The 26,851-nt window shown below is 69.1% G+C and carries 25 protein-coding genes; 12 read left to right on the top strand and 13 right to left on the bottom strand.

The window, feature by feature from the left end; translation table 11 throughout:
• Positions 1-97: 97 nt before the first annotated feature.
• The gene (locus ACX114_RS06950; protein WP_459295936.1) at positions 98-1,060 is read left to right on the top strand and encodes an isopenicillin N synthase family dioxygenase; all 963 of its coding nucleotides are present in this window, start codon (positions 98-100) and stop codon (positions 1,058-1,060) included.
• 19 nt (positions 1,061-1,079) lie between these two features.
• Here ACX114_RS06950 and ACX114_RS06945 read toward each other — a convergent pair whose 3' ends face one another.
• A complete protein-coding gene (locus tag ACX114_RS06945) occupies positions 1,080-1,991 on the bottom strand; it encodes a hypothetical protein (protein ID WP_459295934.1) in 912 nt (303 codons plus the stop codon).
• A gap of 96 nt (positions 1,992-2,087) precedes the next feature.
• On the opposite strand from ACX114_RS06945, the gene ACX114_RS06940 reads away from it, so the two are divergent.
• Entirely contained in the window at positions 2,088-3,125 is a 1,038-nt protein-coding gene (locus tag ACX114_RS06940; RefSeq protein ID WP_459295932.1) for a carbon-nitrogen hydrolase family protein, read from the top strand.
• Here the strand turns inward: ACX114_RS06940 and ACX114_RS06935 are convergent.
• Genes ACX114_RS06935 through ACX114_RS06915 form a run of 5 tightly spaced genes read right to left on the bottom strand, consistent with a single transcriptional unit; the run spans position 3,109 to position 7,063 of the window.
• Positions 3,109-3,450 (bottom strand): hypothetical protein, encoded by a 342-nt coding sequence (locus tag ACX114_RS06935; protein WP_459295930.1) that lies wholly within the window; start codon positions 3,448-3,450, stop codon positions 3,109-3,111. The genes ACX114_RS06940 and ACX114_RS06935 overlap by 17 nt on opposite strands.
• 7 nt (positions 3,451-3,457) lie before the next feature.
• Positions 3,458-4,903: an Asp-tRNA(Asn)/Glu-tRNA(Gln) amidotransferase subunit GatB gene (gene gatB / locus ACX114_RS06930; protein WP_459295928.1), complete on the bottom strand. Its 1,446-nt coding sequence runs from the start codon at positions 4,901-4,903 to the stop codon at positions 3,458-3,460.
• A gap of 27 nt (positions 4,904-4,930) precedes the next feature.
• Positions 4,931-6,394, bottom strand: coding sequence for an Asp-tRNA(Asn)/Glu-tRNA(Gln) amidotransferase subunit GatA (gene gatA, locus ACX114_RS06925; protein ID WP_459295926.1), 1,464 nt, complete (start codon positions 6,392-6,394; stop codon positions 4,931-4,933).
• A gap of 6 nt (positions 6,395-6,400) precedes the next feature.
• Positions 6,401-6,688, bottom strand: a complete 288-nt coding sequence (gatC, locus tag ACX114_RS06920) for an Asp-tRNA(Asn)/Glu-tRNA(Gln) amidotransferase subunit GatC (protein WP_014394213.1) — start codon at positions 6,686-6,688, stop codon at positions 6,401-6,403.
• A gap of 27 nt (positions 6,689-6,715) precedes the next feature.
• Positions 6,716-7,063 (bottom strand): TFIIB-type zinc ribbon-containing protein, encoded by a 348-nt coding sequence (locus tag ACX114_RS06915; protein ID WP_459295924.1) that lies wholly within the window; start codon positions 7,061-7,063, stop codon positions 6,716-6,718.
• A 201-nt stretch (positions 7,064-7,264) separates the two neighbouring features.
• On the opposite strand from ACX114_RS06915, the gene ACX114_RS06910 reads away from it, so the two are divergent.
• The 3 genes from ACX114_RS06910 (at position 7,265) to ACX114_RS06900 (ending at position 11,968) form a co-directional block, all read left to right on the top strand.
• Positions 7,265-10,345, top strand: coding sequence for an FtsK/SpoIIIE family DNA translocase (locus ACX114_RS06910; protein WP_459295922.1), 3,081 nt, complete (start codon positions 7,265-7,267; stop codon positions 10,343-10,345).
• Positions 10,346-10,411: 66 nt separating this feature from the next.
• Entirely contained in the window at positions 10,412-10,696 is a 285-nt protein-coding gene (locus ACX114_RS06905) for an antibiotic biosynthesis monooxygenase family protein (RefSeq protein WP_459295920.1), read from the top strand.
• Positions 10,697-10,738: 42 nt separating this feature from the next.
• Positions 10,739-11,968 carry a THUMP domain-containing class I SAM-dependent RNA methyltransferase gene (locus ACX114_RS06900; RefSeq protein ID WP_459295918.1) on the top strand — a complete coding sequence of 410 codons (1,230 nt, stop codon included), beginning with the start codon at positions 10,739-10,741 and terminating at the stop codon, positions 11,966-11,968.
• Here the strand turns inward: ACX114_RS06900 and plsY are convergent.
• Positions 11,894-12,472 carry a glycerol-3-phosphate 1-O-acyltransferase PlsY gene (plsY, locus tag ACX114_RS06895; protein ID WP_459295916.1) on the bottom strand — a complete coding sequence of 193 codons (579 nt, stop codon included), beginning with the start codon at positions 12,470-12,472 and terminating at the stop codon, positions 11,894-11,896. The genes ACX114_RS06900 and plsY overlap by 75 nt on opposite strands.
• Before the next feature lie 23 nt (positions 12,473-12,495).
• On the bottom strand, positions 12,496-12,927 hold the full coding sequence (locus tag ACX114_RS06890) for a DUF2752 domain-containing protein (RefSeq protein ID WP_206799117.1): 432 nt from the start codon (positions 12,925-12,927) through the stop codon (positions 12,496-12,498).
• 89 nt (positions 12,928-13,016) lie between these two features.
• On the opposite strand from ACX114_RS06890, the gene ACX114_RS06885 reads away from it, so the two are divergent.
• A complete protein-coding gene (locus tag ACX114_RS06885; RefSeq protein WP_459295914.1) occupies positions 13,017-13,571 on the top strand; it encodes a DUF4920 domain-containing protein in 555 nt (184 codons plus the stop codon).
• A 26-nt stretch (positions 13,572-13,597) separates the two neighbouring features.
• Complete coding sequence (locus ACX114_RS06880) at positions 13,598-14,212, top strand: hypothetical protein (RefSeq protein ID WP_459295912.1); 615 nt, start codon at positions 13,598-13,600, stop codon at positions 14,210-14,212.
• 1 nt (position 14,213) lies between these two features.
• Here the strand turns inward: ACX114_RS06880 and ACX114_RS06875 are convergent, their stop codons facing one another.
• The 4 genes from ACX114_RS06875 to ACX114_RS06860 form a co-directional block, all read right to left on the bottom strand.
• Positions 14,214-15,152 (bottom strand): hypothetical protein, encoded by a 939-nt coding sequence (locus tag ACX114_RS06875; protein ID WP_459295910.1) that lies wholly within the window; start codon positions 15,150-15,152, stop codon positions 14,214-14,216.
• 98 nt (positions 15,153-15,250) lie between these two features.
• Entirely contained in the window at positions 15,251-16,795 is a 1,545-nt protein-coding gene (locus ACX114_RS06870) for a radical SAM protein (protein WP_459295908.1), read from the bottom strand.
• Between the two features lie 115 nt (positions 16,796-16,910).
• On the bottom strand, positions 16,911-17,684 hold the full coding sequence (locus tag ACX114_RS06865) for a hypothetical protein (RefSeq protein ID WP_459295906.1): 774 nt from the start codon (positions 17,682-17,684) through the stop codon (positions 16,911-16,913).
• A gap of 30 nt (positions 17,685-17,714) precedes the next feature.
• Complete coding sequence (locus ACX114_RS06860; protein ID WP_459295904.1) at positions 17,715-20,912, bottom strand: TonB-dependent receptor; 3,198 nt, start codon at positions 20,910-20,912, stop codon at positions 17,715-17,717.
• Between the two features lie 229 nt (positions 20,913-21,141).
• Here ACX114_RS06860 and ACX114_RS06855 point away from each other — a divergent pair, with 229 nt between their 5' ends.
• The 5 genes from ACX114_RS06855 to ACX114_RS06835 all read left to right on the top strand — a co-directional run bounded on the left by ACX114_RS06855 (position 21,142) and on the right by ACX114_RS06835 (position 25,452).
• On the top strand, positions 21,142-21,888 hold the full coding sequence (locus ACX114_RS06855) for an energy transducer TonB (protein WP_459295902.1): 747 nt from the start codon (positions 21,142-21,144) through the stop codon (positions 21,886-21,888).
• A gap of 75 nt (positions 21,889-21,963) precedes the next feature.
• Positions 21,964-22,641 (top strand): MotA/TolQ/ExbB proton channel family protein, encoded by a 678-nt coding sequence (locus ACX114_RS06850; RefSeq protein WP_120604774.1) that lies wholly within the window; start codon positions 21,964-21,966, stop codon positions 22,639-22,641.
• Positions 22,642-22,741: 100 nt separating this feature from the next.
• Entirely contained in the window at positions 22,742-23,152 is a 411-nt protein-coding gene (locus tag ACX114_RS06845; RefSeq protein WP_120523783.1) for an ExbD/TolR family protein, read from the top strand.
• On the top strand, positions 23,152-23,667 hold the full coding sequence (locus ACX114_RS06840) for an ExbD/TolR family protein (RefSeq protein WP_223741176.1): 516 nt from the start codon (positions 23,152-23,154) through the stop codon (positions 23,665-23,667). The genes ACX114_RS06845 and ACX114_RS06840 overlap by 1 nt, the downstream gene beginning before the upstream one ends.
• Positions 23,668-23,844: 177 nt before the next feature.
• Positions 23,845-25,452 carry a YifB family Mg chelatase-like AAA ATPase gene (locus tag ACX114_RS06835; protein ID WP_459295899.1) on the top strand — a complete coding sequence of 536 codons (1,608 nt, stop codon included), beginning with the start codon at positions 23,845-23,847 and terminating at the stop codon, positions 25,450-25,452.
• Here ACX114_RS06835 and ACX114_RS06830 read toward each other — a convergent pair.
• Entirely contained in the window at positions 25,405-26,784 is a 1,380-nt protein-coding gene (locus ACX114_RS06830) for an NAD(P)/FAD-dependent oxidoreductase (protein ID WP_459295897.1), read from the bottom strand. The two genes, ACX114_RS06835 and ACX114_RS06830, sit on opposite strands and share 48 nt — an antisense overlap.
• Between the last annotated feature and the right edge of the window lie 67 nt (positions 26,785-26,851).

Raw genomic sequence — 26,851 nt, 5'->3', positions numbered from 1 at the left:
CGCAAAGTGAGGAGGGCACCCCGCCCCTGGGCCGGGGTGACGGTTGGGCGGCGGACTGCGGCGTGTCAGGAAGGTGTCACGCGGGTAGGATGCGCGCATGTCCCGCTCGGCCCGACGCATCCCCACCGTGAACCTGTCCCACTACCGCTCCGGCACTCCCGAGGAGCGGGCCCGCTTCGTCCAGGTGTTTGGCGACGCGCTCAAGGAGTTCGGCTTCGTGACCGTGGAGGGCCACGGCGTCGAGGACGCGCTCATCCGCCGCACCTACGCGGACGTGGAGCGCTTCTTCCAGCTGCCGGAGTCCACCAAGACGCGCTACGCGGTGCCGGAGCGTCCGGGGCAGCGGGGCTTCATGGCGTTTGGCCAGGAGCACGCGAAGAACCGCAAGGTGGGGGACCTGAAGGAGTTCTGGCACGTGGGCCGCGAGCTGCCCGTGGGCCACCCGTACCGCGACGACTACGGCGCCAACGTCTGGCCGGAGGAGGTGCCCACCTTCCGCGACAACACGCTGACGCTCTACCGCGAGCTGGACGACGCGGCGACGGTGATGCTCCAGGCGCTGGCGGACTACCTGGGCATCGCGCGCAACACGTTCAGCGACATGACGGTGGACGGCAACTCCGTGCTGCGGCTCATCCACTACCCGCCGCTGAAGGACCGCTTCATCCCGGGCGCGGTGCGCGCCGCGGAGCACGAGGACATCAACTTCATCACGCTCCTGTGCGAGGGCACGGCCGGCGGCCTGGAGCTGCTCACGCGCGACGGCGAGTGGATCCCGGTGGACACGCTGCGTGGCCAGATTGTCGTGGACTCCGGCGACATGCTCAGCCGGGTGATGAACGGCGTCATCCCGTCCACGACGCACCGGGTGGTGAACCCGCCCAGCACGGAGCAGGACACCGTGCGCTACTCGATGCCCTTCTTCGTGCACCCGTTCTCCGACTGCATCCTGAAGCCGCTGCCGCAGACGGAGACGCCGGACAACCCCGCGCGCCACCCGCCCATCACCGCGGACGCGTTCCTCAAGCAGCGCCTGCGCGAGCTGGGCTTCCTCAAGTAGCCCCCTCGAGGGCGAGCAGCTACTCCATGTGCACGCGGAAATGGCGAGTCCCTTCCGCGCCGTGGAGCCAGGGCCCCCGGCCCTTGAGCCACGAGGGCCGCCACGCACGGCCCGTCTCGTCCGTGAGGACGACGCGGGCCCCGGGCCCCAGGCGCTGCTGGCCCCGGTCGTACAGCGTGAAGAGCTGGAGCTCGCAGGCGTCGTCGTAGCCGCCCCCGAACAGGACGTGCGTGTCGCTGACGGTGATGGCGTGCGCGCCCCGCACCGGTGACTGCCACACCGTGGAGGGCTGCCCGGGCCGCATGCGCACGAGCGGGAAGTCCGAGTAGCTGTAGAACCAGGTCTCCTGCTCCGACGCGACGTTGAGCGCGTAGCAGTCCACGATGCGCTGCCCCAGGCCGAGCGCCATCCGCACACCACTCTCCTGCCGCTGCCCCAGCGCATCGAAGCGCACCAGGCCATCCTCGCCAATGGGACGATAGGCCCCCCCACCGCCCCAGCACCGGTTGCCGAAGACGCCCTCGTCGAAGTAGCTGACCCAGACCTGTCCGTCGGATGTCGTCTGCACGTCCGCGATGCCGTCTCCCAGGGTGAGCTCCCGCAGCAACGTGCCGTCCGGCGAGTAGACGTGGGCGTTGCGCTCATGCTGCCTCTCGGAAAGGAAGCGGCAACGCGCGTTCGCGAGCAGCACCTCCCCGTCGGGGAGCGGCTGGACGTAGTGGAAGTCCAGTGCACCGCGAGGCAGCGTGAACCGCTCCCAGAAGTCCCAGGCGTCCGCGAAGTGGAGGACCTCGTCGCCCTCGCCCGCCTCGGACGCGAGCCACCATACGGTGTTGTCGGGCGCCACGCCCCGGGCCTTGACCTCCCGTCCCGCGAGCGTCTCCGCCGCGTCGATGAACGCGTGCACCTCGGCCTGGAGTGTCCCCTTCATGCGCATCACGGCCTCGACGGCGGCACTATCGGAAGCTGACGGTCCGTCGCCGGGAGGCTCGCGTGGCCCGGAGGCCGGTGCCATCCTCGCGACACCGTGGCCACCTCCCTCGACCTGTTCGCCATCCAGCCGCGCGTCACGCTCGACGACTATGCCTCGCAGGAGACGTTCGCCGCGCACCACCGGGCGCTCGCGGCCCGCGTGGACGCGCTGCGCCCCCGGGACGCTTCGGGCCGGCCGTTGAACCCCGCGCTCGCTGTCTGGCCGGAGATGGTGGGCGCGGCGCTGGGGCTGATGGGGCACCTGCCGCGCGTGCGCCGCCGCAAGACGACGAACGGTGCGATGACGCGCGTGGCGCTCGCGGAGTGGCTGGGCATGTTCCGCACGTGGAGCGCCTTCCATCCACCGACGCTGGAGGAATGCCTCTACGCCACGGTGGCGCCTCGCGTGCACCGCGCCATGTACGAGACCTTCTCCGGCATCGCGCGCGACTTCGGCCTGTGGGTGGTGGCCGGCAGCGCGCTCCTGCCCACGAACCGCCTGGGCCCGGACACCCCCGAGTACGAGCCCGCGGGCGCGCGCACCTTCAACACCAGCTACACGTTATCACCGGATGGACGCTGCGTGGCCGTCACGCGCAAGGTGAACCTGGTGCCCACGCAGGAGGACGTGCTGCACCTGAGCCCGGGCCGGCCGGAGGACCTGCCCGTGCTGGACACGCCGTTCGGGAAGCTGGGGACGCTCGTCTGCTACGACGGCTTCCGCGAACCGCACACGTCCGGCGAACCCTACTTCGTGCCCTGCGCGCAGTACCTGGACGCGCTGGGCGTGGAGGTGCTCGCGCAGCCCTCCGCCAACGCCTGGAGCTGGGACGCACCCTGGGCCTTCAACGCGCCCGGCGAGACACAGCTGCGCCGCGAGCAGTGGTTCAACGAAGGCCTCTTCACGCAGCTGCGCACCCTCAAGCGCGTGCGCTACGCGGTGAACCCGCAGCTCACCGGTGGCTTCTTCGACAACACCTTCGAGGCGCCCTCGCTCATCCTGGAGCGCCGGGGGCCGGACGACGTACACGTGCTCGCCCAGTCCGCGGATCCGCGCGGCGAGGACGTGCTCCACGTCACGGTGTCTCGCTAGCCAGCGGCACGAGCCGCGCGTCATCCTCCAGGACGAACTTGAGCGTGGGGCCGCGCTCTTCCGGATTCCATCCCAGGTCCCGCGCCATCTCGATGACCCGCCCCACCAGGCCGGGGCCCACGTCGCGAGTCACGAGTCCGGTCATGTCACCGTCGTCGACGTGGAGCCACGGATCATCGTGGCGGACATGGACGTGCAGCGCCTGCCGGGTGGCCTCGGCCCACACGACCGTGAGCAGCCTCCAGCCCGTTCCCTCCGGTGCGTCCCGCCGCCCCCGAAGGCTCCAGCGGTACGAGACGCCCTCCACCGTCAGGAGCCGGGCCACGAGCGCCCTACTCGCCCAGCTTCTTCTTGAGCAGCTCGTTGACGAGGCCGGGGTTGCCCTTGCCCTTCATGGCCTTCATCACCTGACCCACGAAGAAGCCGTACACGCTCTTCTTGCCGGCTTTGTACTTCTCCACCTCGCCCGCGTTCTTCGCGAGGATGTCGTCCACCACCGCCTCCACGGCGCCCACGTCGCTGACCTGCGCGAGCCCCTTCTCCGCGATGATGTCCGCGGGCGCGCGGCCCGTGCGGAACATCTCCCCGAGCACGTCCTTCGCCGCGTTCGCGGACACCGTGCCCTTCTCCACCGTGGCGAGCAGCTCGCCCAGCTGCGCCGGCGTGAAGCGCAGCGCGGAGATGGGCGTGCCCTCCTCCTTCAGCAGGCGGCTCAGCTCACCCAGGAACCAGTTGGAGAGCTTCTTCGCGTCGGAGACGTGCTTCGCGCAGGCCTCGAAGAAGTCCGCCAGCGGGCGCTCGGCGGTGAGGATGCGCGCGTCGTAGGCCGGCAGGCCGTACTCGCCCATGAAGCGCGTGCGCTTGGCGCGCGGCAGCTCTGGCAGCGACTGCCGCTGCGAGTCGCGCAGCGCGTCCGACACGAGCAGCGGCGGCAGGTCCGGCTCCGGGAAGTACCGGTAGTCGTGCGCGTCCTCCTTGGAGCGCATGGACCGGGTAATGCCCTTGTTCACGTCCCAGAGGCGCGTCTCCTGGTCCACCTTGCCGCCGGACTCGATGACGTCCACCTGCCGCGCGGCCTCGTACTCGATGGCCTGCTTGAGGAAGCGGAACGAGTTGAGGTTCTTCAACTCACACCGCTGCCCGTACGTGGTGGAGCCCTTGGGCATCACCGACACGTTGGCGTCGCAGCGGAAGCTGCCCTCCTCCAGGTTGCCGTCGTTGACGCCCAGGTACACCAGCACGTCGCGCAGCGCCTTGAGGTACTCCACCGCCTCGTCGGCGTCGCGAAGGTCCGGCTCGCTGACGATCTCCATCAGCGGCACGCCCGCGCGGTTCAGGTCCACCAGGCTCTGTCCCGCGGACGCGGACGCGTCGTGCACGCTCTTGCCCGCGTCCTCCTCCAGGTGGATGCGCCGCACGCGCACCGTCTTCTCACCGGAGGGCGTGTCGATGACCAGCTCGCCCCACTCGCAGATGGGCTGATCATACTGGGTGATTTGATAGCCCTTGGGCAGGTCCGGATAGAAGTAGTTCTTCCGGCTCCACACGCTCGTGGGCTTCACCGTACACCCGAGCGCCAGGCCCGTGCGCACCGCGTACTCCACCACGCGCTGGTTGAGCACCGGCAGCACGCCGGGCATGCCCAGGCACACCGGGCAGGTGTGGTGGTTGGGCTCGGCGCCGAACGCGGTGGAGCAGCCGCAGAAGATTTTCGACTGCGTGAGCAGCTGCGCGTGGACCTCGAGGCCGATGACCGTCTGGAAGTCGCTCAGGGGCATGGCGGTGTCACCCTTGTGTCGCGCCCGCTAGACGGGGGCGGCGCGGCGGAAGAAGTCGTGCTCGCGCTCGAACGCGCGGGCGATGCGGAGCAGGCGGGCCTCGTCGAAGGGGCGCCCCAAGAGCTGCATGCCGATGGGCAGCCCGCCTTGAGTGAAGCCGCACGGCACGGACAGGCCGGGCAGGCCCGCCAGGTTGCACGGCAGCGTGTAGACGTCCATCAGGTACATGGACAGCGGGTCGTCCACCTTCGCGCCCAGCTTGAACGCCGGCACCGGCGACGTGGGCGACACGATGGCGTCCACCTGCTGGAACACCTTCGTGAAGTCCTCGCGGATGAGCGTGCGGACCTTCTGCGCGCGCAGGTAGTACGCGTCGTAGTAGCCGGCGGACAGCGCGTAGGTGCCCAGCATGATGCGGCGCTTCACCTCCGCGCCGAAGCCCTGCCCCCGCGTCTGCGTGTACAGCTCCTTGAGCCCGCGCGCGTCCTTCGCCCGCTGCCCGTAGCGGATGCCGTCGTAGCGGGCCAGGTTGCTGGACGCCTCCGAAGAGGCCAGCAGGTAGTACGTCGCCAGCGCGTACTTCGTGTGCGGCAGCGACACGTCCACCAGCGTCGCGCCCAGCTTCTCCAGCTCCTCCAGCGACGCGCGCAGCGTGCCCGCCACCTCCGGGTCCATCCCTTCCGCGAAGTACTCGCGAGGCACGCCCAGCTTGAGGCCGCGCACGCCGTCCTCCAGCCCCGTGAGGCAGTCCGGCGTCTCCACGTCCGCGGAGGTGGAGTCGAGCGGATCATGCCGCGCGATGAGCTGGAAGAGCGCCGCGGTGTCCCCCACCGTGCGAGCCATGGGGCCCGGCTGATCCAACGACGAGGCGAAGGCGATGACGCCGTAGCGCGACACCCGCCCATACGTGGGCTTGAGCCCCACGGTGTTGGTGAGCGCCGCGGGCTGGCGGATGGAGCCGCCCGTGTCGGTGCCCAGCGCGCCGAACACCTCGCGCGCCGCCACCGCCGCCGCGGAGCCACCGGACGAGCCGCCCGGCGTGCGCGTCAGGTCCCACGGGTTGTGGGTGGGAAAGTACGCGCTCGATTCGTTGGACGAGCCCATGGCGAACTCGTCCATGTTCAGCTTGCCCAACAGCGGCAGGCCCGCCTCCTTCAGCAGGCGCACCACGGTGGCGTCGTAGGGCGGGACGAAGCCCTCCAGGACGCGCGAGGCGCAGGTGGTCTCCACCCCTTGCGTGAGGAAGATGTCCTTGAGGCCCACGGGCACGCCGTCGAGCGCGCTCAACGGGCTGCCCGCCTTGCGGCGCGCGTCACTGGCCTCGGCGGCCTTCAGCGCCCCGGCCTCGTCCACGCGCAGGAAGGCGCGCACCTTCGGGTCCACCTGGGCGATGCGCTGGAGGCTCGCGCGCGTGGCCTCCACGGAGGACACCTCGCGCGAAGCCAGCTTCGCCGCCAGCTCCAGCATCGACAGGTCGGTCAGCGACGACATGGCGGGCTACTCCAGGATCTTCGGGACCGCGAAGGCACTGCCCACCTTCGCCGGCGCGTTGGCGAGCCCTGCTTCCGGGGGCAGTGACGGACGCAGCACGTCCTCGCGCAACAGCGAGGACGCGAGCGTCGCGTGGGAGGTGGGCTCCACCTGGCTCACGTCGAGCGCTTCCAGCTCCGCCACCGCGTCCAGGACCGCGGACAGCTGGGTGGCGTAGCGCTCCTCCTCCTGCGGCGTCAGCGACAGCCGCGCCAGGGTGGCCACGTGCCGGACCTGCTCGAGCGTGAGGGCCATGGGGAAGCCTCCTCCAGTGTCGCGGTGCTACGGGGTCGGCGGCGTGCGCTTGAACAGGTTGAGGATGGAGCCCATCACCCGGTGGCTCCCCTCGTGGCCGTGCTGCTTGACGAGTTGCTCCAGCTCACCCGCGTCCAGCCAGACGCCGTGGCAGTTGAAGCAGCTGTCCAGCTCCACGTTGCCCTGCTTCAGCGTCTGCAGGTCCATGCCGCACTTGGGGCACTTCATGTGGTGCAGCTGCTTGAGCGACTCGCGCTGCTGGACGGCCATCTCCTGGGCCTGCTGGAGGGCGAGCTTGCGCTTGGCTTCAATCTCCTCGCGCGCGAAGTAGTCGTCTTCGTTGTGGGAGGGCTTGTCGGGGCTCAGGTCGGACATGTTCTTGGGTTCTCCTTGGCGGCAGGCACCATACCCTCTCGCCACGGGGACGCGCCCGAAATGTAGGCCCTGCTTCCGCCTCCTCGGGTCCCCTTGGACGCCTGCCGGAAAATTGACCCCGCCCCCTCCCTCCCTATTCTCGCCGGGCGGATTGCTACAGCTCGCTACGCGGCTGGAATCGGGCAGAGGGAACAGGGGTCCATGACAGCGGCAAAGAAGGGTGGCCGGGGCGAGAAGGCGGTGCTCTCCCGGCAGGAGATCGCGACGCGCCGCAAGGCGCTCAACAACAAGAAGATGAAGGCGCCGGGCGCGGCCAGTCCCGCCAAGCGGGCGCTCGTGGGCGTCTTCATCCTGGCTGCCTCGTTGCTGGCCTTGCTGGCGGTCGCCACGTTCGACGCGCATGACCGGGTGGGGCCCGGCTTCCACAACGCGGTGGGCCCCATGGGCCACCTCATCGCGGAGACCCTGCGCGGCGCGCTGGGCGTGTGCGCCTACCTCATCCCCGCGGGTGGCATCTACACCGCGGTGGTGCTCTTCGTGGGCAACCGCGACCGGCGCCGCATGCCGCAGATCATCTCCCTGGCGCTGCTCACCTGCAGCGTGTCCGTGCTCGCGCAGCTCATGTTCGCCAAGGACAAGGGCTGGGCCCACCCGCCCGGCGGCGCGCTGGGCGCGAGCCTGGGCGGCCTGATGGAGGGGATGTTCTCCACCGTCGGCACCATCATCCTCGTCACCGCCATCAGCGCGGCGGCGCTCATCGTGGGCACCCAGTACACGTTCTTCAAGCTGTGCTCGCTGGTGTGGGCCGGCCTCACCGTCCTGGGCCGCCGCATCTCCGAGAACGCGCACGTCTTCTGGGAGCAGCAGAAGGTCAACTACGCGGCCCGCCAGGAGCGGCTCGCGCAGGAGAAGGAAGAGGAGGCCGCGTTCCTCGCGGAGCTGGAGGCCGAGGAGGAGGAGCTGTCCGAGGCCGAGCGCCTGGCCGAGGAGGCCGAGGCCGCCGAGGCGGAGGCCCTGGCGGAAGAAGCCGTGCGCCTGGCCAAGCAGAACGAGAAGGAGCTGGCCGCCAACGCGAAGAAGGCGCTCAAGGAGCAGAAGGAGCGCGAGAAGCTGGAGAAGAAGCTCGCCCGCGAGGAGCCGGCCGAGGACGAGAACGACGACGCCTCCGACGAGCAGCCCTCGCTGCCGCCCGAGCGCGCCGAGCGCCGTTCCCCGGGCGCGGACCCCGCCTGGGCCGCGTCCTTCCTCGCGCCCCAGCCGCAGCTGCCCGCCAACGCGGACGCGGGCGAGCCGCCCCGCCGCGCGCGCAAGACGCCGCAGATCGTCACCCCGCCCTCCGCTCCGTCCACGCCGCCCGTGCCCGCCGCGTCGCTCACGCCCCCGGCCGCCGAGCCCGCCGCGAAGCCCGTGGTCGCGGAGAAGCCGGCCGCCGCCGCGCCGGCCAATGCCCTCATCCCCGCGCCGCCCTCCGCGCTGGCGCGCATGCCGCTCATCGTGGAGCCCAAGGCGCCGCCCAAGCCCACCGCCGTGAAGCGGCCGCAGGACCAGTTCGAGTTCGTGGGTGACCGCAAGAGCTTCTCCCTGCCGCCGCTGGACGTGCTGGAGGCGGACAAGAAGGAGCGCTCCGCGCTGGACAAGGACGCGTTCCTCGTCACGGCGGAGAAGCTGCGCGCGAAGCTGGCGGACTTCGGCATCGTGGGCGAGGTCGTGGAGATCCGCCCCGGCCCCGTCGTCACCATGTACGAGTTCCTGCCCGGGCCCGGCATCAAGGTCAGCAAGATCGCCGCGCTCCAGGACGACCTGGCCATGGCGATGGAGGCCATGCGCGTGCGCATCGTGGCCCCCATCCCCGGCAAGGGCGTGGTCGGCATCGAGGTCCCCAACCGCGACCGCGAGACGGTGTTCCTCAAGGAGATCGCGGAGCAGGACACGTTCCAGAAGAGCGGCAGCAAGCTCACCATGTGCGTGGGCAAGGACATCGAAGGCATGCCGTACGTCTTCGACCTGGTGAAGGCCCCCCACCTGCTCATCGCGGGTACCACCGGCTCCGGCAAGTCCGTGGCGGTGAACTCGATGATCATGAGCATCCTCCTCAAGGCCACGCCCGAGGAGGTCCGCTTCATCATGGTGGACCCGAAGATGCTGGAGCTCTCCGTCTACGAGGGCATCCCGCACCTGCTGCTCCCCGTCGTCACCGACCCGAAGAAGGCCGCGCTCGCGCTGCGCTGGGCGGTGGAGGAGATGGAGCGCCGCTACCAGATGCTGTCCGAGGCGGGCGTGCGCAACATCGCCGGCTTCAACAAGCTGGTGGAGACGCAGGCCTCCGAGGAGAAGCCCGCCGCCGCCGCGCCCGTCGCGAAGAAGAAGAAGCCCAAGAAGGTGCTCGTCGTGGAGGGCAGCGCCGAGGCCGTGGCCTCCACTTCCGCCAGCGACGGGCTGGGCGTGGCCATGCCGCGCGAGGACGACGAGGACCTGCGTGAGTCCATCGTCTCCGAGCCTGCCCCCACCCTGGAGGCCGACGGCGAGGAGGACGCGGAGTTCGAGGAGGACGGCGAGGAGTCCACGCCGGCCGAGGCCGCCTCCACGGAGAAGAAGGAGCTCAAGAAGCTGCCCTACATCGTGGTCATCATCGACGAACTCGCGGACCTGATGATGGTCGCCAGCCGCGAGGTGGAGACCTACGTGGCGCGCCTGGCGCAGATGGCGCGCGCGGCCGGCATCCACCTGATGGTCGCGACCCAGCGTCCGTCCACGGACGTCGTCACGGGCATCATCAAGGCCAACTTCCCCACGCGCATCAGCTTCATGCTGCGCTCCAAGCCGGACTCGATGACGATCCTGGGCACGGTGGGCGCGGAGGCCCTCTTGGGCATGGGCGACATGCTCATCATGCCGCCCACGAGCGCGCACCTGCAGCGCGTGCACGGCGCCTACGTCTCCGAGCACGAAATCAAGAAGGCGGTGGACCACCTCAAGGCCCAGGGCAAGCCCGTCTTCGACGAGTCCATCCTCAAGCCGCGCGACGAGGAGGGCGAAGGCGGCGGTGGCGAGGAGGACGAGCTGTCCGACGAGCTCTACGACCAGGCGCTCGCGGCGGTCAGCGAGATGCGCTCCGTCTCCATCTCCATGCTCCAGCGCAAGATGCGCATCGGCTACAACCGCGCGGCGCGCATGATTGAACGCATGGAGCGCGACGGCGTGGTGGGCCCCGCGGACGGCGCCAAGCCCCGCGAGGTGCTGCTGCGCGGCCTGGGCGAGATGCCCGGCGCCGGGGCGATGTAGCCCGCGGGCATCGTTTCAAGGCCCCGGGGAACGGATGCCCGTCCCCCGGGGGTTTTCCCCTCGGTCATGATTGTCGCCATCTCCCGCTTCCGCGCATCCCCCGAAGAGGCCGACGGCTGGGTCCACCGGCTCCAGGAGCGCTCGCGGCGCGTGGACGGCTACCCGGGCTTCCTGGGCCTGGAGGTGCTGCGCTCGTTCGAGCGCTCGCCTGAAATCCTGCTCGTCACGCGCTGGAAGGACCGGGACGCCCTGAAGGCCTACTTCCAGTCGGAGGACTTCCAGAAGGCGAAGGGGGCCAGCGCCTCCCAGGAGGACGCCACCTTCACGATGTACGAGGTCGTGGCCACCTGAGCAGTTCCCAATCGCCCCCGGGTCGTCTAAGGGCGGTGCACCATGGCTGAACGTCTTGCCCTATTCGCCACCGCCGCGCGCGGCACCGAGGACCTGCTCGCCGAGGAGCTGAAGGAGCTCGGCGCCAGGCGCATCCGCCAGGACCGAGGCGGCGTGCGCTTCATGGCCGCGCTCGACGAGGCCCTCAACGTCTGCCTCTGGTCCCGCATCGGCATGCGCGTGCTCTACCCGCTGGGCGAGTTCGACGCGAAGGGTGCCCAGGGGCTCTACGACGCGGTGGCCAGCGTGCCGTGGGAGGAGCACCTCACCACGAACGTGACGTTCGCGGTGGACGCGAACCTCAAGGACACCGAGCACGCGCACTCCGGCTTCGTGGCGCTGAAGGTGAAGGACGCCATCGTGGACCGCCTGCGCGACAAGCTGGGCTCGCGGCCGGACGTGGACACGCGCAACCCGGACGTGTCCGTGGTGGCGCACCTGGTGAAGGAGAAGCTGTCCCTCTCCCTGGACCTGTGCGGCGAACCGCTGCACCGGCGCGGCTACCGCGTGCGCCCCACCCCCGCGCCCCTGAAGGAGAACCTGGCCGCGGCCCTCCTGCGCGCGGCGGGCTACACCGGCACGGAGGCGCTGGTGGACCCCATGTGCGGCTCGGGCACCATCGTCATCGAGGGCGGCCTCATCGCGCGCAAGCGGGCCCCGGGCATCAACCGCAGCTTCGCGGTGGAGCGCTGGCCGCACCTGGGCGCGCGCGCGAAGGAGCTGCTCGCGGACCTGCGCGCGGACGCACGGCGCAACGAGCGCAAGGTGGAGGTCCCCATCCTCGGCTTCGACAAGAGCGACGAGGCCCTGGAGGCCGCGGACCGCAACGTGAAGGCGGCGCGGCTGGGCGAGGAGATCACGCTCGCGGAGGGCGACGCGACGAAGCTCCCGCCCCTGCCGGAAGGCGGCGGGCTCGTCCTCACCAACCCGCCCTACGGCGACCGGCTCGGCTCCGGCGGCCAGAAGGGCATGAAGACCTTCTACTTCAAGCTGGGCGACAGCCTGCGCGCGCTGCCGGGCTGGCGCGTCTGGGTGCTGTCCGGCAACCCCGCCTTCGAGAGCGCCTTCCACGCGCGCCCCATGGCCCGGCGCGACGTGTGGAACGGCCCCATCCCCTGCACCCTGCTGGGCTACCGCGCCCCGCCGCTGCCCCCCGGCTCAAAGCCGGTTCTCGGAGCGCCGGGCGAGTCGCTGGAGGTTGCTCCGGTGCGTCCAGAGCATCAGGACGAATAACCCCGCGGTGAGCAGCACGTACTCGCGGGCGGGCGCGGTGAGGAACGCAGTGGCGATGGCGACCACCGCCGCGGACAGCGAGCCCACGGAGCTCACGCGCCAGCGGGCCACCACCAGCCCGTAGATGATGGCCCCCGCGAGCGCCGCCTTGGGCACCAGCACCACCAGCACGCCCAGCGCGGTGGCCACGCCCTTGCCGCCCTGGAGCTTGAGCCACACCGGGTACACGTGCCCCAGCACCGCGGCCAGGCCCACCAGCGCGTGCGCCTTCGCATCCCCGGGCAGATAGTGCACGGCCAGCCCCACGGGCAGCACGGCCTTGAGCGCGTCCAAGAGCAGCACCACCGCGCCGAGCTTCTTGCCGGCGACGCGCGTGACGTTGGTGGCGCCGATGTTGCCGCTGCCGCTGGCGCGCACGTCCACCCCGCGAAACCACCGCGTCAGCAGCACGCCGAAGGGGACGGAGCCGCAGAGGTAGCCCAGCAGGAGGAAGGCGGAGAGCACGGAGGAGGACAGGGTCCCGCCCTTCAGGACAGCAGGTGCGGGAAACGGGTGTGCACCACGACGTAGGCGTAATTGACCAGCAACACCAGCGGGATCGCGATGCGAACCCACCGCCACTCGCGCTCCTCCAGCTCCACCTCCGGGATGGGCAGCGCGAAGAGGAAGTGCAGCACCGTCGCCACCGCGGCCAGCGCGAACAGGAGCGCGCACACGGTGCCCAGGGGATTGGCCTCCCACGCCCCCGGGATGTTGAAGTGCGCGACGCGGTCCGCCACGCGGGTGAGCCCACAGCCCAGGCAGGGCCAGCCCGTGTGCTCGCGCAGCACACAGCCCCAGAACGGGATGATGCGGGCCACGGGGACGTAGCGCCCCACGAGCAGCCCCCCGAGTCCGACGAGCCCGAACCATTCGAAATTGCCCAACCGGCGGTTGGGAGCGGGGATGGTGACCTTCATGCGCACCTCGCGCCGAGTGTGCGGGATAGGTCGCGTGGATGGAAGGGGTGCCTTGCCGGGCCCCGGAAACCTGGGCTAAGCGAACGGGCATGCACATGCTCCGCACCGCCCTCGTGATGCTGGTCGCCGCTCCCCTCGTGGCCCTCGCGGCGGACAAGACGCCCAAGCCGGCCGCCAAGGCCGAGGCCGCGTCGAGCGACTGCCACCACCCCGCCGACGCGAAGACGCCCGAGGCCGCCAAGGCCGCCGACACCGGCTGGACGCTCACCCGCGGCGAGCCCCTCAAGGGCGAGAAGACGGTGAAGCTGTCGGAGCTGCTCGCGAAGCCCCAGGCCCACGACGGCAAGGTCGTGCGCGTGGAGGGCCAGGTGCGCAAGGCGTGTGAGAAGAAGGGCTGCTGGATGGAACTGGCCCAGGACGCCAAGAGCCCCGGCGTGCGCGTGACGTTCAAGGACTACGGCTTCTTCGTCCCGCTGGACTCCGCGGGCTCGCAGGCGCGCGTGGAGGGCGTGGTGAAGGTCGCGGAGCTGAGCGACGCCCACGCGAAGCACTACGAGGCCGAGGGCGCCATCGTCCCGCGCGGCACCGACGGCAAGCCCCGCGAGGTGCAGCTCGTGGCCTCCGGCGTCGAGCTGCGCCGCTAGCCGCGATGGGAGGCCGCAGTTTCAGCATGAGGGGCGTGCAGGGCGCGGCCGACCGGGCCGTGCAGCACGCCCGCACGTGGCTCCTGGAGACGGAGCCCGGCTCCCGCGTGCACGACGTGCAGCTGGATCCGCGCTTCCAGCACCGGGGCGTGGACCTGCTCTGGGAGCTGCCCTCCGGAGAGGTGCGCGGCATTGAAGTGAAGGGCGACCGGCAGGCCACCCGCCGCCGCTACTTCTTCGAGCTCATCTCCAACCTGGAGAAGGACACGCCGGGCTGCTTCCTCTACAGCGGCGCGGACCTGATGCTGTACGTGTTCCTCACGCAGGGGGAGCTGCACGCCCTGCCCCTGCCCCGGGTGCGCGAGTGGTTTCTCCCGCGCGCGAAGGAGTACGCCCTCAAGCACGCCTTCACCCAGACGGGCGCCATCCGCTACACCACCGTGGGCGCCGTCGTCCCCGTGCGGGACGTGTCGGAAGGCGTGCCCGGCGTCACCGTCGTGAAGCTCAAGCGCGCGGCGCCAGAGCAGCCTGGCGCGAAGCCCGGCACGCCGGACGCGGAAGGCACGACGCCCACCGCGGCCAGCGAACCCCAAGCGCCCGAGGCCCCGGAAGCCCGGAGCCCCCGGCGCACGGGGACCTGAACTAGCGGCGGCGCTGCGGCTGCGCGTGCTGGTGACGGTGCGCGCGGTGGCCCGGGTGCATCTTGTCGTGCAGGGCCTCCAGCCGCTCCTGCGTGCCCATCAGCTCCAGGAGCGCGGCCCGGTCGTTCTGCTGCTTGAAGACGTGCTCCAGGCGGGGCACCAGGTCCAGCGCCAGGTGGATGTCGTTGGCCTTCTCCGCCTCCGCCAGCAGGCCGCGGCCCTCGACGTTCGCGTCGATCCACGCCTGCAGGTGGATGAGGCCGTCCACCGCCAGCAGGCGGGAGATGGGCGCGCGCGCCGTGTCGTGGATGAGGTTCTTGAGGTCCTGGATGGCGGGCTCGCGCTCGCCCTTCGCGGCGCGCACCACCGCCTGGGAAATGCCGCGCCGGTCGGGCAGCAGGAACTCCTCCACCTCGGCGAACGCCGTGGCGTCGTCCAGGTGGCCCTGCGCGGCCAGCGACTCCGCCAGGCTGTCGAACAGCTCCGCGTCCTTCTCCGAGAAGGGCGCCAGCGCCTCCTGGAGGAACGGCTGGGGCAGCGCGCCCTTGTCATCCACCGCCAGCTTCGAGCGCAGCGACTTCACGTGCTCGAAACCGGAGGCCACCGGGGCCTCCTTCGCGCCGTTGAGCTTGTGCACGAGCACCTGCATCAGCGTCGCCAGGGCCGTGGTGAACTCCTGCGGGGACACGCGGTCCGGCAGCCACCGGCGCCACAGCTCCACGGCCGCGGCCACGACGTAGTCCTTGAAGGGGCCGGTGCCCTTCCACTTCGCCGCCCACTGCTGGGCGATGCCGAGCGGATAGGCGGACTCCGCCAGCTTGCGGTAGTCCTCTTCACCCACCGGGATGCCGTAGTGCCCCAGCGTGCCCAGCAGGGCCTCAGTCGAGTAGTCCTTGAGGCCCGTCTTCTGCCACGACTTTTCCACGCGCTGCGTGCTCACCAGATGCTCTCCGAGGCCATGCGAGTGCCGGCCATCGGCCCCGCTGGCCGTCTTCTAGCGAAAGCGGAGCCCGGCGAATACGGCCTTTGCGGGCCCCGTCAGGCGGCGGACGGCTGGGGCGGCGGGCGGCCCGGCACGATGGGCCACACCGTGGGCTGGCGCCGCCCATCCTCCACCCGGCGGGCCATGTACGGCTCGCACCCGCGCTCCTGGAAGGCCCGCTTCCACGCGGCGAAGCTGCCCCCCGCGCGCCAGGCGTCCATGGCCGCGAGCCCCGCCTCCGGCCCGCACTGGGCCAGCATGTATTCCACCCAGGCCCAGCGCGCGGACGTGGGCCGCACCTCCGCCCGCCCCCGCAGCCCCTTGCGCAGGCGCTCCAGCTTGTTCTCCACCTCGCGCAGGCCCGCGAAGGGCGCCCCGTCCAGCGGTGTGTTCCGCTTGGCCACGAAGGGCGCGACCCCCAGCGCCACCGGCAGGATGCGCGACAGCTCCGTGGTGAAGCGGATCAGCTCGTCGATGTCCGCGTCCTCCTCATGGGGCAGGCCCACCACGTTGTAGACCTTGAGCTGCTTCATGCCCGCCGTGCGCGCGAACTGGGCCGCGCGGACGATCTGCTCCTCGGAGTGCTTGCGGTCCACCAGGTCCCGCATCTTCTGGGACGCCCCGTCCGCGGCCACCGTGAGGTTCGTCGCCCCGCCCCGCCGCAGCTGATTGACCAGTTCCTGCGTGAGCCGGTCCGCCCGCAGCGAGGACACGCCCACCTCTCGCCCCGAGTCCACGATGGTGCGCAACAGCTCCACGATGCGCGGGTGGTCCGTCACCGCCGCGCCCACCAGCCCCACGCGCTTCGCGTGCTCCGGGATGAGGGACAGGATGCGCTCCGGGGGCACCGTGCGCATGCCGCCATTCGTGGTGCGGCGCATGACGCAGTAGTGGCAACCCCGGGAGCAGCCCCGCTCCGGCTCGATGAGGAACATCGACCGGAGCTCCGTGTGCGGCGTGATGATCTGCGTGCGCGCCGGCAGGCGGGCGTCCGTCGCCTTCGCCACGTGGTAGCGCGCCCCACCCCGTCCGGGCACCCGGAAGCCGGGGACCTTCGCCAGGTGATCCAGCAGCGCCTCGCGCTCCATGGAAGCGGCGGCCTCCAGCAGCACGTGGATCAGATCCTCCGCCTCCCCCTGGACGAGCACGTCCACGAAGGGCTCCAGCGGATCCGGGTTGGAGAACGTCAGCGGACCGCCCGCCACCACCAGCGGATGTCTGGCATCCCGTTCCGATGAAAGAACCGGTAAACCAGACAACTCCAACATCGTGAACAAGCCTGAAAGCTCCAATTCATAGGCAACTGAAAAGGCAAGCATTTCAAAGCTAGACACGGGTGCCTGGGATTCCCAGGTAAACAATGGCGTCCGTGTTCTCTTGTATGTCTCGACATCATCGGGAAGGAAGACACGCTCGGCGGTCGCGCCGGCGTGGGCATGCACCTCCCGGTAGATGGCCTGGTAACCCAGCGAGCTCATGCCCACGTGGTAGGGGCTCGGGTAGCAGAGCGCGACCCGGTAGGGCGCCTCCTTGCGGAGCGTCCCGGCTTCGTCCGCGAGCAGTGAGCAGACGTGCTCGATGAGTTCGTAACGGCCCTCCATGGTCCTCCCGACGTGGATTCCAGACACCTAACAACAGCGCGGCCCCGGACCGCCACTCCCGCGTGGGGGAGGGGCTGCCGGGGCCGCGTTGGCCTTCAGGGTCGGTCAGTGCCGACTACTTGAACGACGGGATGGCGTTCGCCGGGATGCAACGACCCTCGATGTAGTCGGGGTCGTCATCGGGGCTGCCGAAGTACTCGAGCCAGAAGCGCTCCGGAACCGCCTCGCACTGCACCGCGAAGTCCGGGTTGATGCCCGAGCCCGCGCCGCAGTTGGCGAAGCCCTGGTCCGGATCCGTCTGGTCAGCGCGGGGATCGCAGGGGGTCGCCGGCCACACCGCACGCATGATGTACGTGGAGGTGCAGCCATCGCGCGTGAACGTGACCTCACCCGTCATCTGGGTGCCCGGAGAGCTGGGCGACGAGTACACCTTCACGTTCGCCAGCGAGTAGGACACCGACGACGTCACACCGGCCGTCGTGGGGTTCACGGTGGCGGTGTTGAACGAAGGCGCCAGGCAGAAGTCGTCCGTGGTGTCAGAGCTCAGGTCACCGGTGACCTGAAGGCTGTCGAACGTGTTGTTCGCGTCCGCAGCACCCAGACGGGCCACGTACTGGGGCCGCACGACGAGGATGTTGCTCCCCGTCTTCGGGTCCGCGAACTTCCACACGCCCAGGTTGTCACCCACCTCCAGCGCCTCCGTGGCGCCGCAGGTGCCGCCGCCCGTCTTGGTACCGGTCGGCGGGGACACCACATCGTACTTCGCCCACCAGTTCGCGAAGCTCGCGTCCTGGACAATGCACCCGGGGTTCGGCTGCTCGACGTCGCAGGCGGTCAGGCTGCCCGCGGCGCCCAGCATAACCAGCGTCGAAAGAATGCTCTTGCGCATGTTGCTGATCTTCCTCACGTGGTCGGGTGATTAGAACGTGTACCGGACACCGAAGCGGATCTGCCGCGGGGCCTGGTAACGGTCCGGGTTCTTGTAGTTCTGGTTCACGTCTTCGTAGGCCAGCTTGCCACCCGCCGCCGCCGGGACGTTGCCCGCGCTGTCAGCCGTGGGCAGGTCGGCCACGGAGCCCGGCGTCTGGGTCTTCGCGTCGTACACCGGGAGCACCTGCTCGAAGGTGTAGGACTCGTCGACGCTGTCGACGCCCTGGAAGTTGAAGAGGTTGAACACGTCCAGGGTGAAGGACACCACGCTGTCCTTGCTGACGCGGTAGTTCACGCCCACGTTGGAGTCAACGCTGTTGATCCAGGGGGTGCGACCGCCGCTGCCGCGCGGCAGGATGAACGTCTCATCCTGGCCGTAGCCCGGGTAGGCGCCGAGGTAGCTGATGGGCGTACCGGAGTTGCCGCGGTAGGACAGACCGATGCTCGCCGACAGCGCGTTGGAGATGTTGAACTCCTTGGCGCCGAACACCTTGATGGCGTGCGTGCGGTCGAAGGGCAGCAGACCCGAGCGGTTGTTCAGGAGGGCCACCAGGTCGAAGTCCGCGAGGATGTTCGGGTCGAGCTGGTTGTTCTCCGGACGGAACAGACCGGGGTAGTTGCCGTACAGGCGGGACCACGTGTAGCTCGCCTGCGCCAGCCAGCCGTCCGTGAACGTGCGGTTCAGGTAGACGGTGACCGCGTCGTAGTCACGCACCGGCGTCGGGAACTCCTTGGCGAAGCCGCTGCCAGGGTTACCGAGGAAGTACGTGTTGCCGTCATCGCGGCTCATGTCCTCGATGACCTTGTTCATGTCGCGGTGCGTGTACGTCGCGCCCATGCGGGTGTTCGCCAGGAGCTCGTACTCGCCGCCGACCACGATTTCGTCGGAGGACTGGGGCTCGATGTCCGGATCGACCGGCTCGCTCTGCACCAGACCGCCGCTGAAGTACTGGTTGGAGTTCAGCGTGGCCTCGGCGCGAGGCACGATGTACTGGCGATCCGAGCAGTTGCCGCGCTGGCCTTCCAGCGTGGACGGATCGCAGCCCGGAACATCCGACCCCGGCTCCGTCAGGTAGCGACGCGCGCTGAAGCGGCGCTCACCCGGGAAGGCGCGGTCCATCATGTTGAGCGGAACCTGCTCGTAGTAGCGAGCGAAGTTCACGAACAGCTTCGCGCGGCCGTTGGCGAACGGATCCACCACGGCGCCGATGCGGGGCGACCACTGGTTGGCCAGCTTCAGCGCCAGCTGGTCATTGCCGCCGTACATGTTCTGCACGTCGTAGCGCACGCCCAGGTTCAGGGTGACGCGGTTGGCGATGGACCAGCTGTCCTGGAGGAAGCCACCGATGGTGGTGCCGCTCGTGGAGGACGCCTGCAGGGTCTCGAACACCGGGGTGTCCGGGGCCGTCTGGTAGCCGTAGCGGCGGTTGTCCGACCAGATGCGGCGGGTCACGCCGTTGAGCTGGACGTCGCTGGCCGCGCCGGCCTCCTGCAGGAACACGCTACCGGAGTAGGCCTTCTTCTGATCGAAGGTCAGGAACTCCGTGTCCACGCCCGCCTTGAACACGTGCGTGCCCAGGGCGTTCAGCAGGTAGGTGGCCTTGGCGTTGATCTGGTAGCGGTCCAGCGTCGCCTCGGACATGAAGCCGGGGCCGCCCACGTAGTAGTTCGTCACCGGGCAACGCACGGCCTGCTCCGCCGTGGTCGTGCCGCAGTACTCCGCGGCGTTCGGGACGTTCTCGAACGTGGTGATCGGGCGGCGACGGGTGTACTGGGCCAGCGAGTAGCCGGCCAGGCCGTCCGTCGAGCCGATGGCGCTGCCGTCCGCCGGAGGCGTGCCGGCGGTCTGGTGGAACCAACCGAGGTTGGCGTCGACCAGGACCTTCTTGTCCATGAACGCGCCCGCGTACTTGAGGGCGAGCGCCGTGGTGTTGGCGCGGGTCTCGGTCTGGCCGATGTCCTCAGGACGCGAGTTCTGCGCCGCCGGCAGACCGCCCGAACGGGGGTCGATCCGCAGCTTGCCCAGACCACCCGACACGGTCGGGGTGCCGTTCAGGGCGAACGACACGTTGTGGTCCTGGTTGATGAGGTACGTCAGCTTGCCCATGAACTGGATCGTGCGGGAGTCAGCGAAGTACGACCGCTGGGAACCCGGGATCTCCTGGACCACGCTGAAGCCGTTCGCGTCCTTCGCCACCGCGCCGTTGTCATCCAGCGTGAAGGCGTTGAGGGCGCGGGTGTGCTCGTAGCGCTGGAACGACGGCGCGAAGCCGGCGAAGAACCAGAGCTTGTCCTTGAGGATGGGACCGCCGAGGGTGGCGCCGAAGTCGCCCAGGTTGCTCAGGGCGTTCAGGCCGGTGATCGTGGTGCCGTCCTCGATGACCAGCTTGCGGTTGCCTTCCAGGGCGCCCGGCGTCCAGTTGGCGAACACGGAGCCGTGGAACTCGTTGGAACCGGACCGGGTCACCGCGTTGATCACACCGCCCGTGGAGCGACCGAACTCCGGCATGTAACCGCCGGTGATGATGTTCACGTCCTGCACGAACTCGATGCTCAGCGGGCTGGCGTTCACGCCGAAGGCCGGGTCGTTCGTGGACAGACCGTCCACCACGTAGCCGTTCTCAGGCGAGGTCGTGCCGTTGATGGACACGCCGTACTGATCCGACTGCGCGCCAGGGGCGAGCTCGGCCAGGGACTCGAACGAGCGCGTCGCGCCGCCCTTGCCGACCGGACGGGCCACCGCGATGCGCTTGATGAACTCCTGATCGACGTTGACGCCCTGGTTCGTGGAACCGACGTCGATCGTCGGCGGGGCGCCAACGATGGTCTCCGTCGACGAGAAGCTCTCAGGGAGCAGCTCCACGTTCACGCGGATGGTGCGGTTGAGCAGCAGCTGGATTTCAGGGCGGGCGAAAGGCTTGAACGACTCCTTCTCGAACCGCAACGTATACGTGCCCGGCGGGAGCTGGGGAATACGGTAGTTACCCTGTGCGTCGGTAACCACGGTCTGCTCGCCCTGCAGGTTGGGCGAGGTGGCGGTCACAACGACATCAGCTGCCGGCTTCTTGTCCTCAGTATTGATGACAGTGCCGATGATGACGCTGGACTGCGCGAAAGCCGCGGATCCGTACAACAGACCCGCAGCAAGGACGACTCCGGTTTCCCGAAGTACTTGTTTCACTTGCATACCAAACCCCTCCAAGGTGGGCTGCAACCGAAAATGACTCGGGAAAATATCCGAGGTCAAGCAGTTGTCAATAGACCGTTGCTTTTTGGTGACCAGTGCGGCATTGCGCGATCACGCAGCGGCTTCATACACGGTTGCTTGAACCCGGAACCCTTTTCTGTATGGTGGCCGCCCTTCAATCCGGGCATGGCGGGGACGGGTAGTCCACTGGTGAAGAGGAGTTACGTGCATGTTCGATTCAGTCCTTGACCGCGGGCAAGGACCCAGGTCGCGCTTCGGCGTGGGTGCTGGCGTTTCCACGCTGCTCCACGTTGGCCTGCTGGGTCTTGTGGCCTATCTCTCCACGCGCCCACCTCCCGTGGAGGAGAAGGAGGTCGAGGTTACGCTGAAGGCCACGATGGCGCCTCCGCCGCCGCCTCCGCCTCCGCCTCCTCCGGCGTCGAAGCCGAAGACGGAGAAGAAGGTCACGCCCAAGAAGCCCAAGGACGTGATCGTGCAGCCGAAGGAGATCCCGCAGCAGAAGCCGCCAGAGACGGAGACCGCTCCCGAGCCCGAGGAAGAGGAGGCGAGCGAGTCCGAGGTCGAGGGTGGCGTGGAAGGTGGCGTCGCGGGCGGTGTGGTGGGTGGCGTGGTGGGCGGCGTGATCGGTGGCGTGGTGGGCGGTCAGCTGGGCGGAACGGGCACGGACGTGCTCGCGTTCGGCCAGGGCATGACGCGCCCCGAGAAGATCGCGGGTCCGGAAGTGTCCTATACGCGTGAGGCGCTCGAGGCGCGCGTGCAGGGCCTGATGATCGTGAAGTGCGTGATCACAACCGAGGGAAAGGTCGAGCGCTGCCGCACGATCAAGCCGCTCCCTCACATGGAGCAGGCCGTGATGGACGTGCTCACCGCCTCACGCTACAAGCCGGTCACGTTCCAGGGCAGGCCGGTCGAAGTGCAGTACACGTTCAACTTCAACCTGAAGCTGCCGCGCTGATCCAGGGCAGGCAGCCCCGCTTGAGCAGTCCGCCGAACATCACCTCGCGCTCGTGAGGAGGAGCGCTCCACAGCCATGCAATTTACCCTGCTTGATATCTGGCACCACACGGGCCTCTTCGCCCGCATGATCATCTTCACCCTCGCCATCATGTCGGTGGCGTCGCTGGTCGTCATGGCGGAGCGGATTATCGTCTTCCGCAAGACCCGCTCGGACAGCCGCAACTTCGCCGCCAAGATGGGCGCGATCCTCGCGAAGGGCGACCTGACGACCGCGGCGAACACCAACCTGGGCAAGGACGTGGGCCACCTGGGCCGCGTGATCAACTCCGGTCTGACGGCGTACCGCATCACCCCCGGGAACAAGGACCTGGCGGTGGAGTCGGTGGCCCGCGCGCTGGAGCGCCAGGCGCAGCGCGAGGTGCAGAGCCTCAAGCGCGGCCTGGGCCTGCTGGCCACGGTCGGTTCGACGGCGCCGTTCGTCGGTCTGCTGGGCACCACGATGGGTATCGTGAACGCCTTCCAGCTCATGGCGGCGGCGGGCTCCGGCGGTCTGGCGACGATCTCCGCCGGTATCTCCGAGGCGCTCATCACCACGGCGTTCGGTCTGCTCGTGGCGATCCCCGCCGTTATGGCCTACAACTTCCTGCAGGGCTGGGTGGATGCCCGCTCCGTGGACATCTCCGAGTCCTCCAACGAGTTCCTGGACGTGGTGGCCCGGCACGTCGGCGGCGGTTCGTCGCACGCGGCCTAGTCGTAGCCCCACCCTGGGACGTCCCCACCCACGAGGGCGGTCCGGCTGAGAAGCCGCGCTGCCCCGGGGTGGGCGTTCCTTCCCGGATACAGGTGCACGCATGGGAATGTCAGCAGGCCCCAAAGGGGGCATCAAGAGCGAGATCAACGTCACGCCGCTGGTGGACGTGGTGCTGGTGCTCCTCATCATCTTCATGGTCGTGACGCCCATGCTCCAGCGCGGCAAGTCCGTGGAGCTGCCCAAGGCCACGGAGATTGAAAAAGAAGGCAAGGAAGCCGACCCGTTGATCCTCTCCATCACCCCGGACAAGAAGATGTTCGTGGAGAACGATGAGGTCGACGAGAAGGGGCTCCAGGAGAAGATCGCCGCGGAGCTGGTGAAGGATCCAGGCAAGAAGATCCTCCTGAAGGGCGACAACGCCCTGAACGTGGGCGACGTGCGCAAGGTGCTGGACACGGCCCGCAAGGCGAAGGCGAAGCAGATCGCCCTGGGTGTGGAGGAGAAGAAGTAATGTCCCGAGGACACAAGCAGCGTCAGTGGGTCAAGCCCGCGTCCGCGCCGAACTCGGAGATCAACGTCACGCCCCTGGTGGACGTGGTGCTGGTGCTCCTCATCATCTTCATGGTGGTGACGCCCCTCCTGGAGAAGGACATCCTCGTCCGCGTCCCGGAGACGGAGGTGGAGGAGAACCAGCCGCCGCCGGAGCCCGATGATCAGCAGATCGTCGTGCAGGTGGACAAGAGCGGCGCCTACTCCATCAACACGGAGCAGATCCCCGCTTCGGACTACATCGCCCGCCTCAAGCGGATGCTGAACGCCAAGAAGCCGGACGAGAAGGTCGTCTTCTTCATGGCGGATGACGCGGCGAACTACGGCAAGCTCGTGGTGGCGCTGGATGGCGCCCGTGCCGCGGGAGCGAAGATCCTGGGCATGGCCACCGAGCTTCCCCAGAACGCGGTCATCCAGGGCACGCAGGCCACGCCGGACGGCGCGCCGCCCGCGCCCCCTGCTCCGCCGACGCCCTGATCCACGCCGTCATCGATTGAATCCGAAGCCCGCTGGCGTTCCGACGCCAGCGGGCTTCTTCTTTTCCGGACCCGTCGTCTGCCGCGTGGGATGGGCGCGGCGGACCGCCTGGGAGGACAGCGCGCCGGTACGGGCATTGCTCTGCCCTCCTCCCGTACGGGTTGGAAGGGGGAGACGATGCTGGCGAGGGTGCGGTCGGGGGCGTTGATGGGCATCGACGCGGTGGTGGTGGAGTGCGAGGTCGACATGGCGCTCGGGCTTCCCTACTTCAACGTCGTGGGGCTGCCGGAGGGAGCGGCCCGGGAGTCGAAGGTCCGGGTGGTCTCCGCGCTGAAGAACGCGGGCTTCGACCTTCCGCAGAAGCGGATCACGGTCAACCTGGCGCCCGCGGAGATCCGCAAGGAGGGAGCGGCCTTCGAGCTGCCCATCGCGCTGGGGGTCCTGGCGGCGGCGCGGTTGATGGAGGAGGAGCCGCTGGAGCGCTACCTCTTTGGCGGAGAGCTGTCGCTGGATGGCTCCATCAAGGCCATCAAGGGGGTGCTTCCGCTGGCCGTGGCGGCCCGGAATGGCGGCTTCCAGGGGGTCATGGTGCCGGCGGCCAACGCGGCGGAGGCGGCGTTGGTGGAGGGCCTCCAGGTGCTGTCCGTGGCCCACCTGAAAGAGGCCGTGGGGCACCTCACCGGCAAGGTCCCGCTGACGCCGCTGACGCGCACGGGGACCTCGTTGAGCGCTCCTCGCACGGTGGCCGCGGACATGGCCGACGTCCGGGGACAGCCGGAATTGAAGCTGGCGTTGGAGCTCGCGGCGGCCGGCGGCCACAACATCCTGATGGCCGGACCTCCAGGCTCGGGCAAGACGATGCTGGCGCGACGGCTGCCTGGCATCCTTCCCGAGATGTCCTTCGAGGAGGCGCTGGAGGTCACGAAGGTCTACTCCATCCAGGGGCTCTTGGGAGACGAGCAGGCGCTGATCCGCGAGCGCCCGTTTCGCGCGCCCCATCACACGCTGTCCGATGCGGGGCTCGTAGGCGGTGGCCCCATGGCCCGGCCAGGGGAGCTGTCCCTGGCCCACCATGGCGTGCTGTTCCTCGATGAGCTGCCGGAGTTCCGAAAGAACGTGCTGGAGGTGCTGCGTCAGCCTTTGGAGGAAGGCGCCATCCACCTGGCGAGAGCGACCCAGCACATCACCTATCCCTGCCGGGTCATGCTGGTGGCGGCGATGAATCCCTGCCCTTGCGGCTACTTCAACGTCCCCGGACACACGTGCACGTGCCTCGAGCACCGCATCTTCGGCTACCACTCGCGCATCAGCGGGCCGCTGCTGGACCGCATCGACATCACCGTGCAGACACGGCCGGTGGAGTACCACCACCTCGCAGAGAAGAGCCAGGAGCTGCCCAGCCACTACTACCGGCAGCGGGTGGAGGCCGCGCGCGAACGGCAGCGAGCCCGCTTCCACGACACGCCAGGAGTGCACTGCAATGCCCAGATGCCTTCGCATCTGCTGCGCCGCTACTGCGTGCTGTCACCGCCCGCGGAGAAGGCGTTGAAGGACGCGGTCACTCATTTTGGCCTGTCCGCTCGGGCGCATGACCGCATCCTCAAGCTCGCGCTGACACGCGCGGACCTGGAAGGACACGGACGTATCGAGGATGTGGACATGCGGCTCGCAGTCGACTGCCGGATGCTCGACCGCCGGGGCTGGCTTCACACCAATACCCGGGGCGCGGTGAATGCCTCATCCCGCCCCACGCTGGTCAGGCACCAGGCTTCCGAGCTGGGTTGAAGGCTCGGGACGCCCCTCGACCAGGGCTGACCTTCCACTCTCGGGCAGGGGATGCACGACCCGCTCCTCCAGTTGGGGAGCAGGGCCGGTGATGATGCGCGCGGACCTGCCGAAGGTCAGGTACGCGTATGCCCAGTTGAGCAGCACGGCCAGCTTGCTCCGGAAGCCGATGAGGAAGGTGATGTGGATGAAGAGCCAGGCCAACCACGCGACGAAGCCGGACTGCTTCACGCGGCGGAAGGCGACGCCCACGGCATGGCCTCTGCCAATGACCGCGTACGTTCCCCGGTCCCAGTAGCGGAAGGGCTGCATGGGCTCACCCGCGAGCTGGCGGCGGAGGTTGAGCACCGCGTGCTTGCCCTCCTGCATCGCCGCGGGCGCGACTCCCGGGACCGCGCTTCCGTCCTCCTGCTTCACGAGCGCCAGGTCCCCCACGACGAAGATGTCGGGATGCCCGGGCACGGTGAGCTCGGGCGTCACCGGGACGCGCCCTGCCCTGTCCAACGTCACGCCGAGCGAGCGGGCCACGGGCGAGGCCTCCACTCCCGCGGCCCAGAGCACCGTGCGGGCCGCCAGATGTTCGGGGCCCATGTCCACGCCCGCGGCGTCGATGTTCGTGACCCGCGTGCCCGTACGGACCTCGACGCCGAGCCCCACCAGCACCTGGCGGGCCTCCGCCGAGAGATTCTCGGGATAGGTGGGGAGCACGCGGTCCATCCCCTCGATGAGGATGACGCGCGCGTCCCGTGGGTCGATGTTCTGGAAATCACCCGACAATGAATTGCGGCTGATCTCCGCCAGCGCCCCTGCCAGCTCCACGCCCGTGGGCCCCGCGCCAATGATGGCGAAGGTGAGCAGCGCGCGGCGGCGCTCGGGGTCTGGCTCGCGCTCGGCCTGCTCGAAGGCAAGCAGCACGCGGCGGCGGATCTCCAGCGCGTCCTCGACGGTCTTCAATCCCATCGAGTGTCGCGACCAGGCGTCATTGCCGAAGTACGAGTGCGTCGCCCCGGTGGCGACGATGAGGAAGTCGTACGCGAGCTCGCCGTCCGCCAGGAGGACTCGCTTGCGCGCGGTGTCCACGCCCGTGACCTCCGCGAGCAGCACCTGGACGTGATTGCGCCCGAGCATCGCCCGCAGTGGCGCGGCGATGTCGCTGGGACTCAGTGTCGCCGTGGCCACCTGGTACAGCAGGGGCTGGAAGAGGTGGTGGTTGTGACGGTCCACCATCGTGACGCGAACCCCTGCCTTTCGCAGGTACCGGGCCGCGTAGAGGCCGCCGAAGCCGCCTCCCAGGATGACCACATGGGGAAGGTTCTCACGGGTCGTATTCACGTGGAGAGATGTCACGGCGACGCGCCAGGGTTTCAACGCAAAGCCTTCCATCCCATCAAGCCGGACT

The organism is Corallococcus sp. M7 (assembly GCF_054512695.1).
Note: the sequence above shows the minus strand (reverse complement) of the source record. Positions and strands in the feature narration are given on the sequence as shown.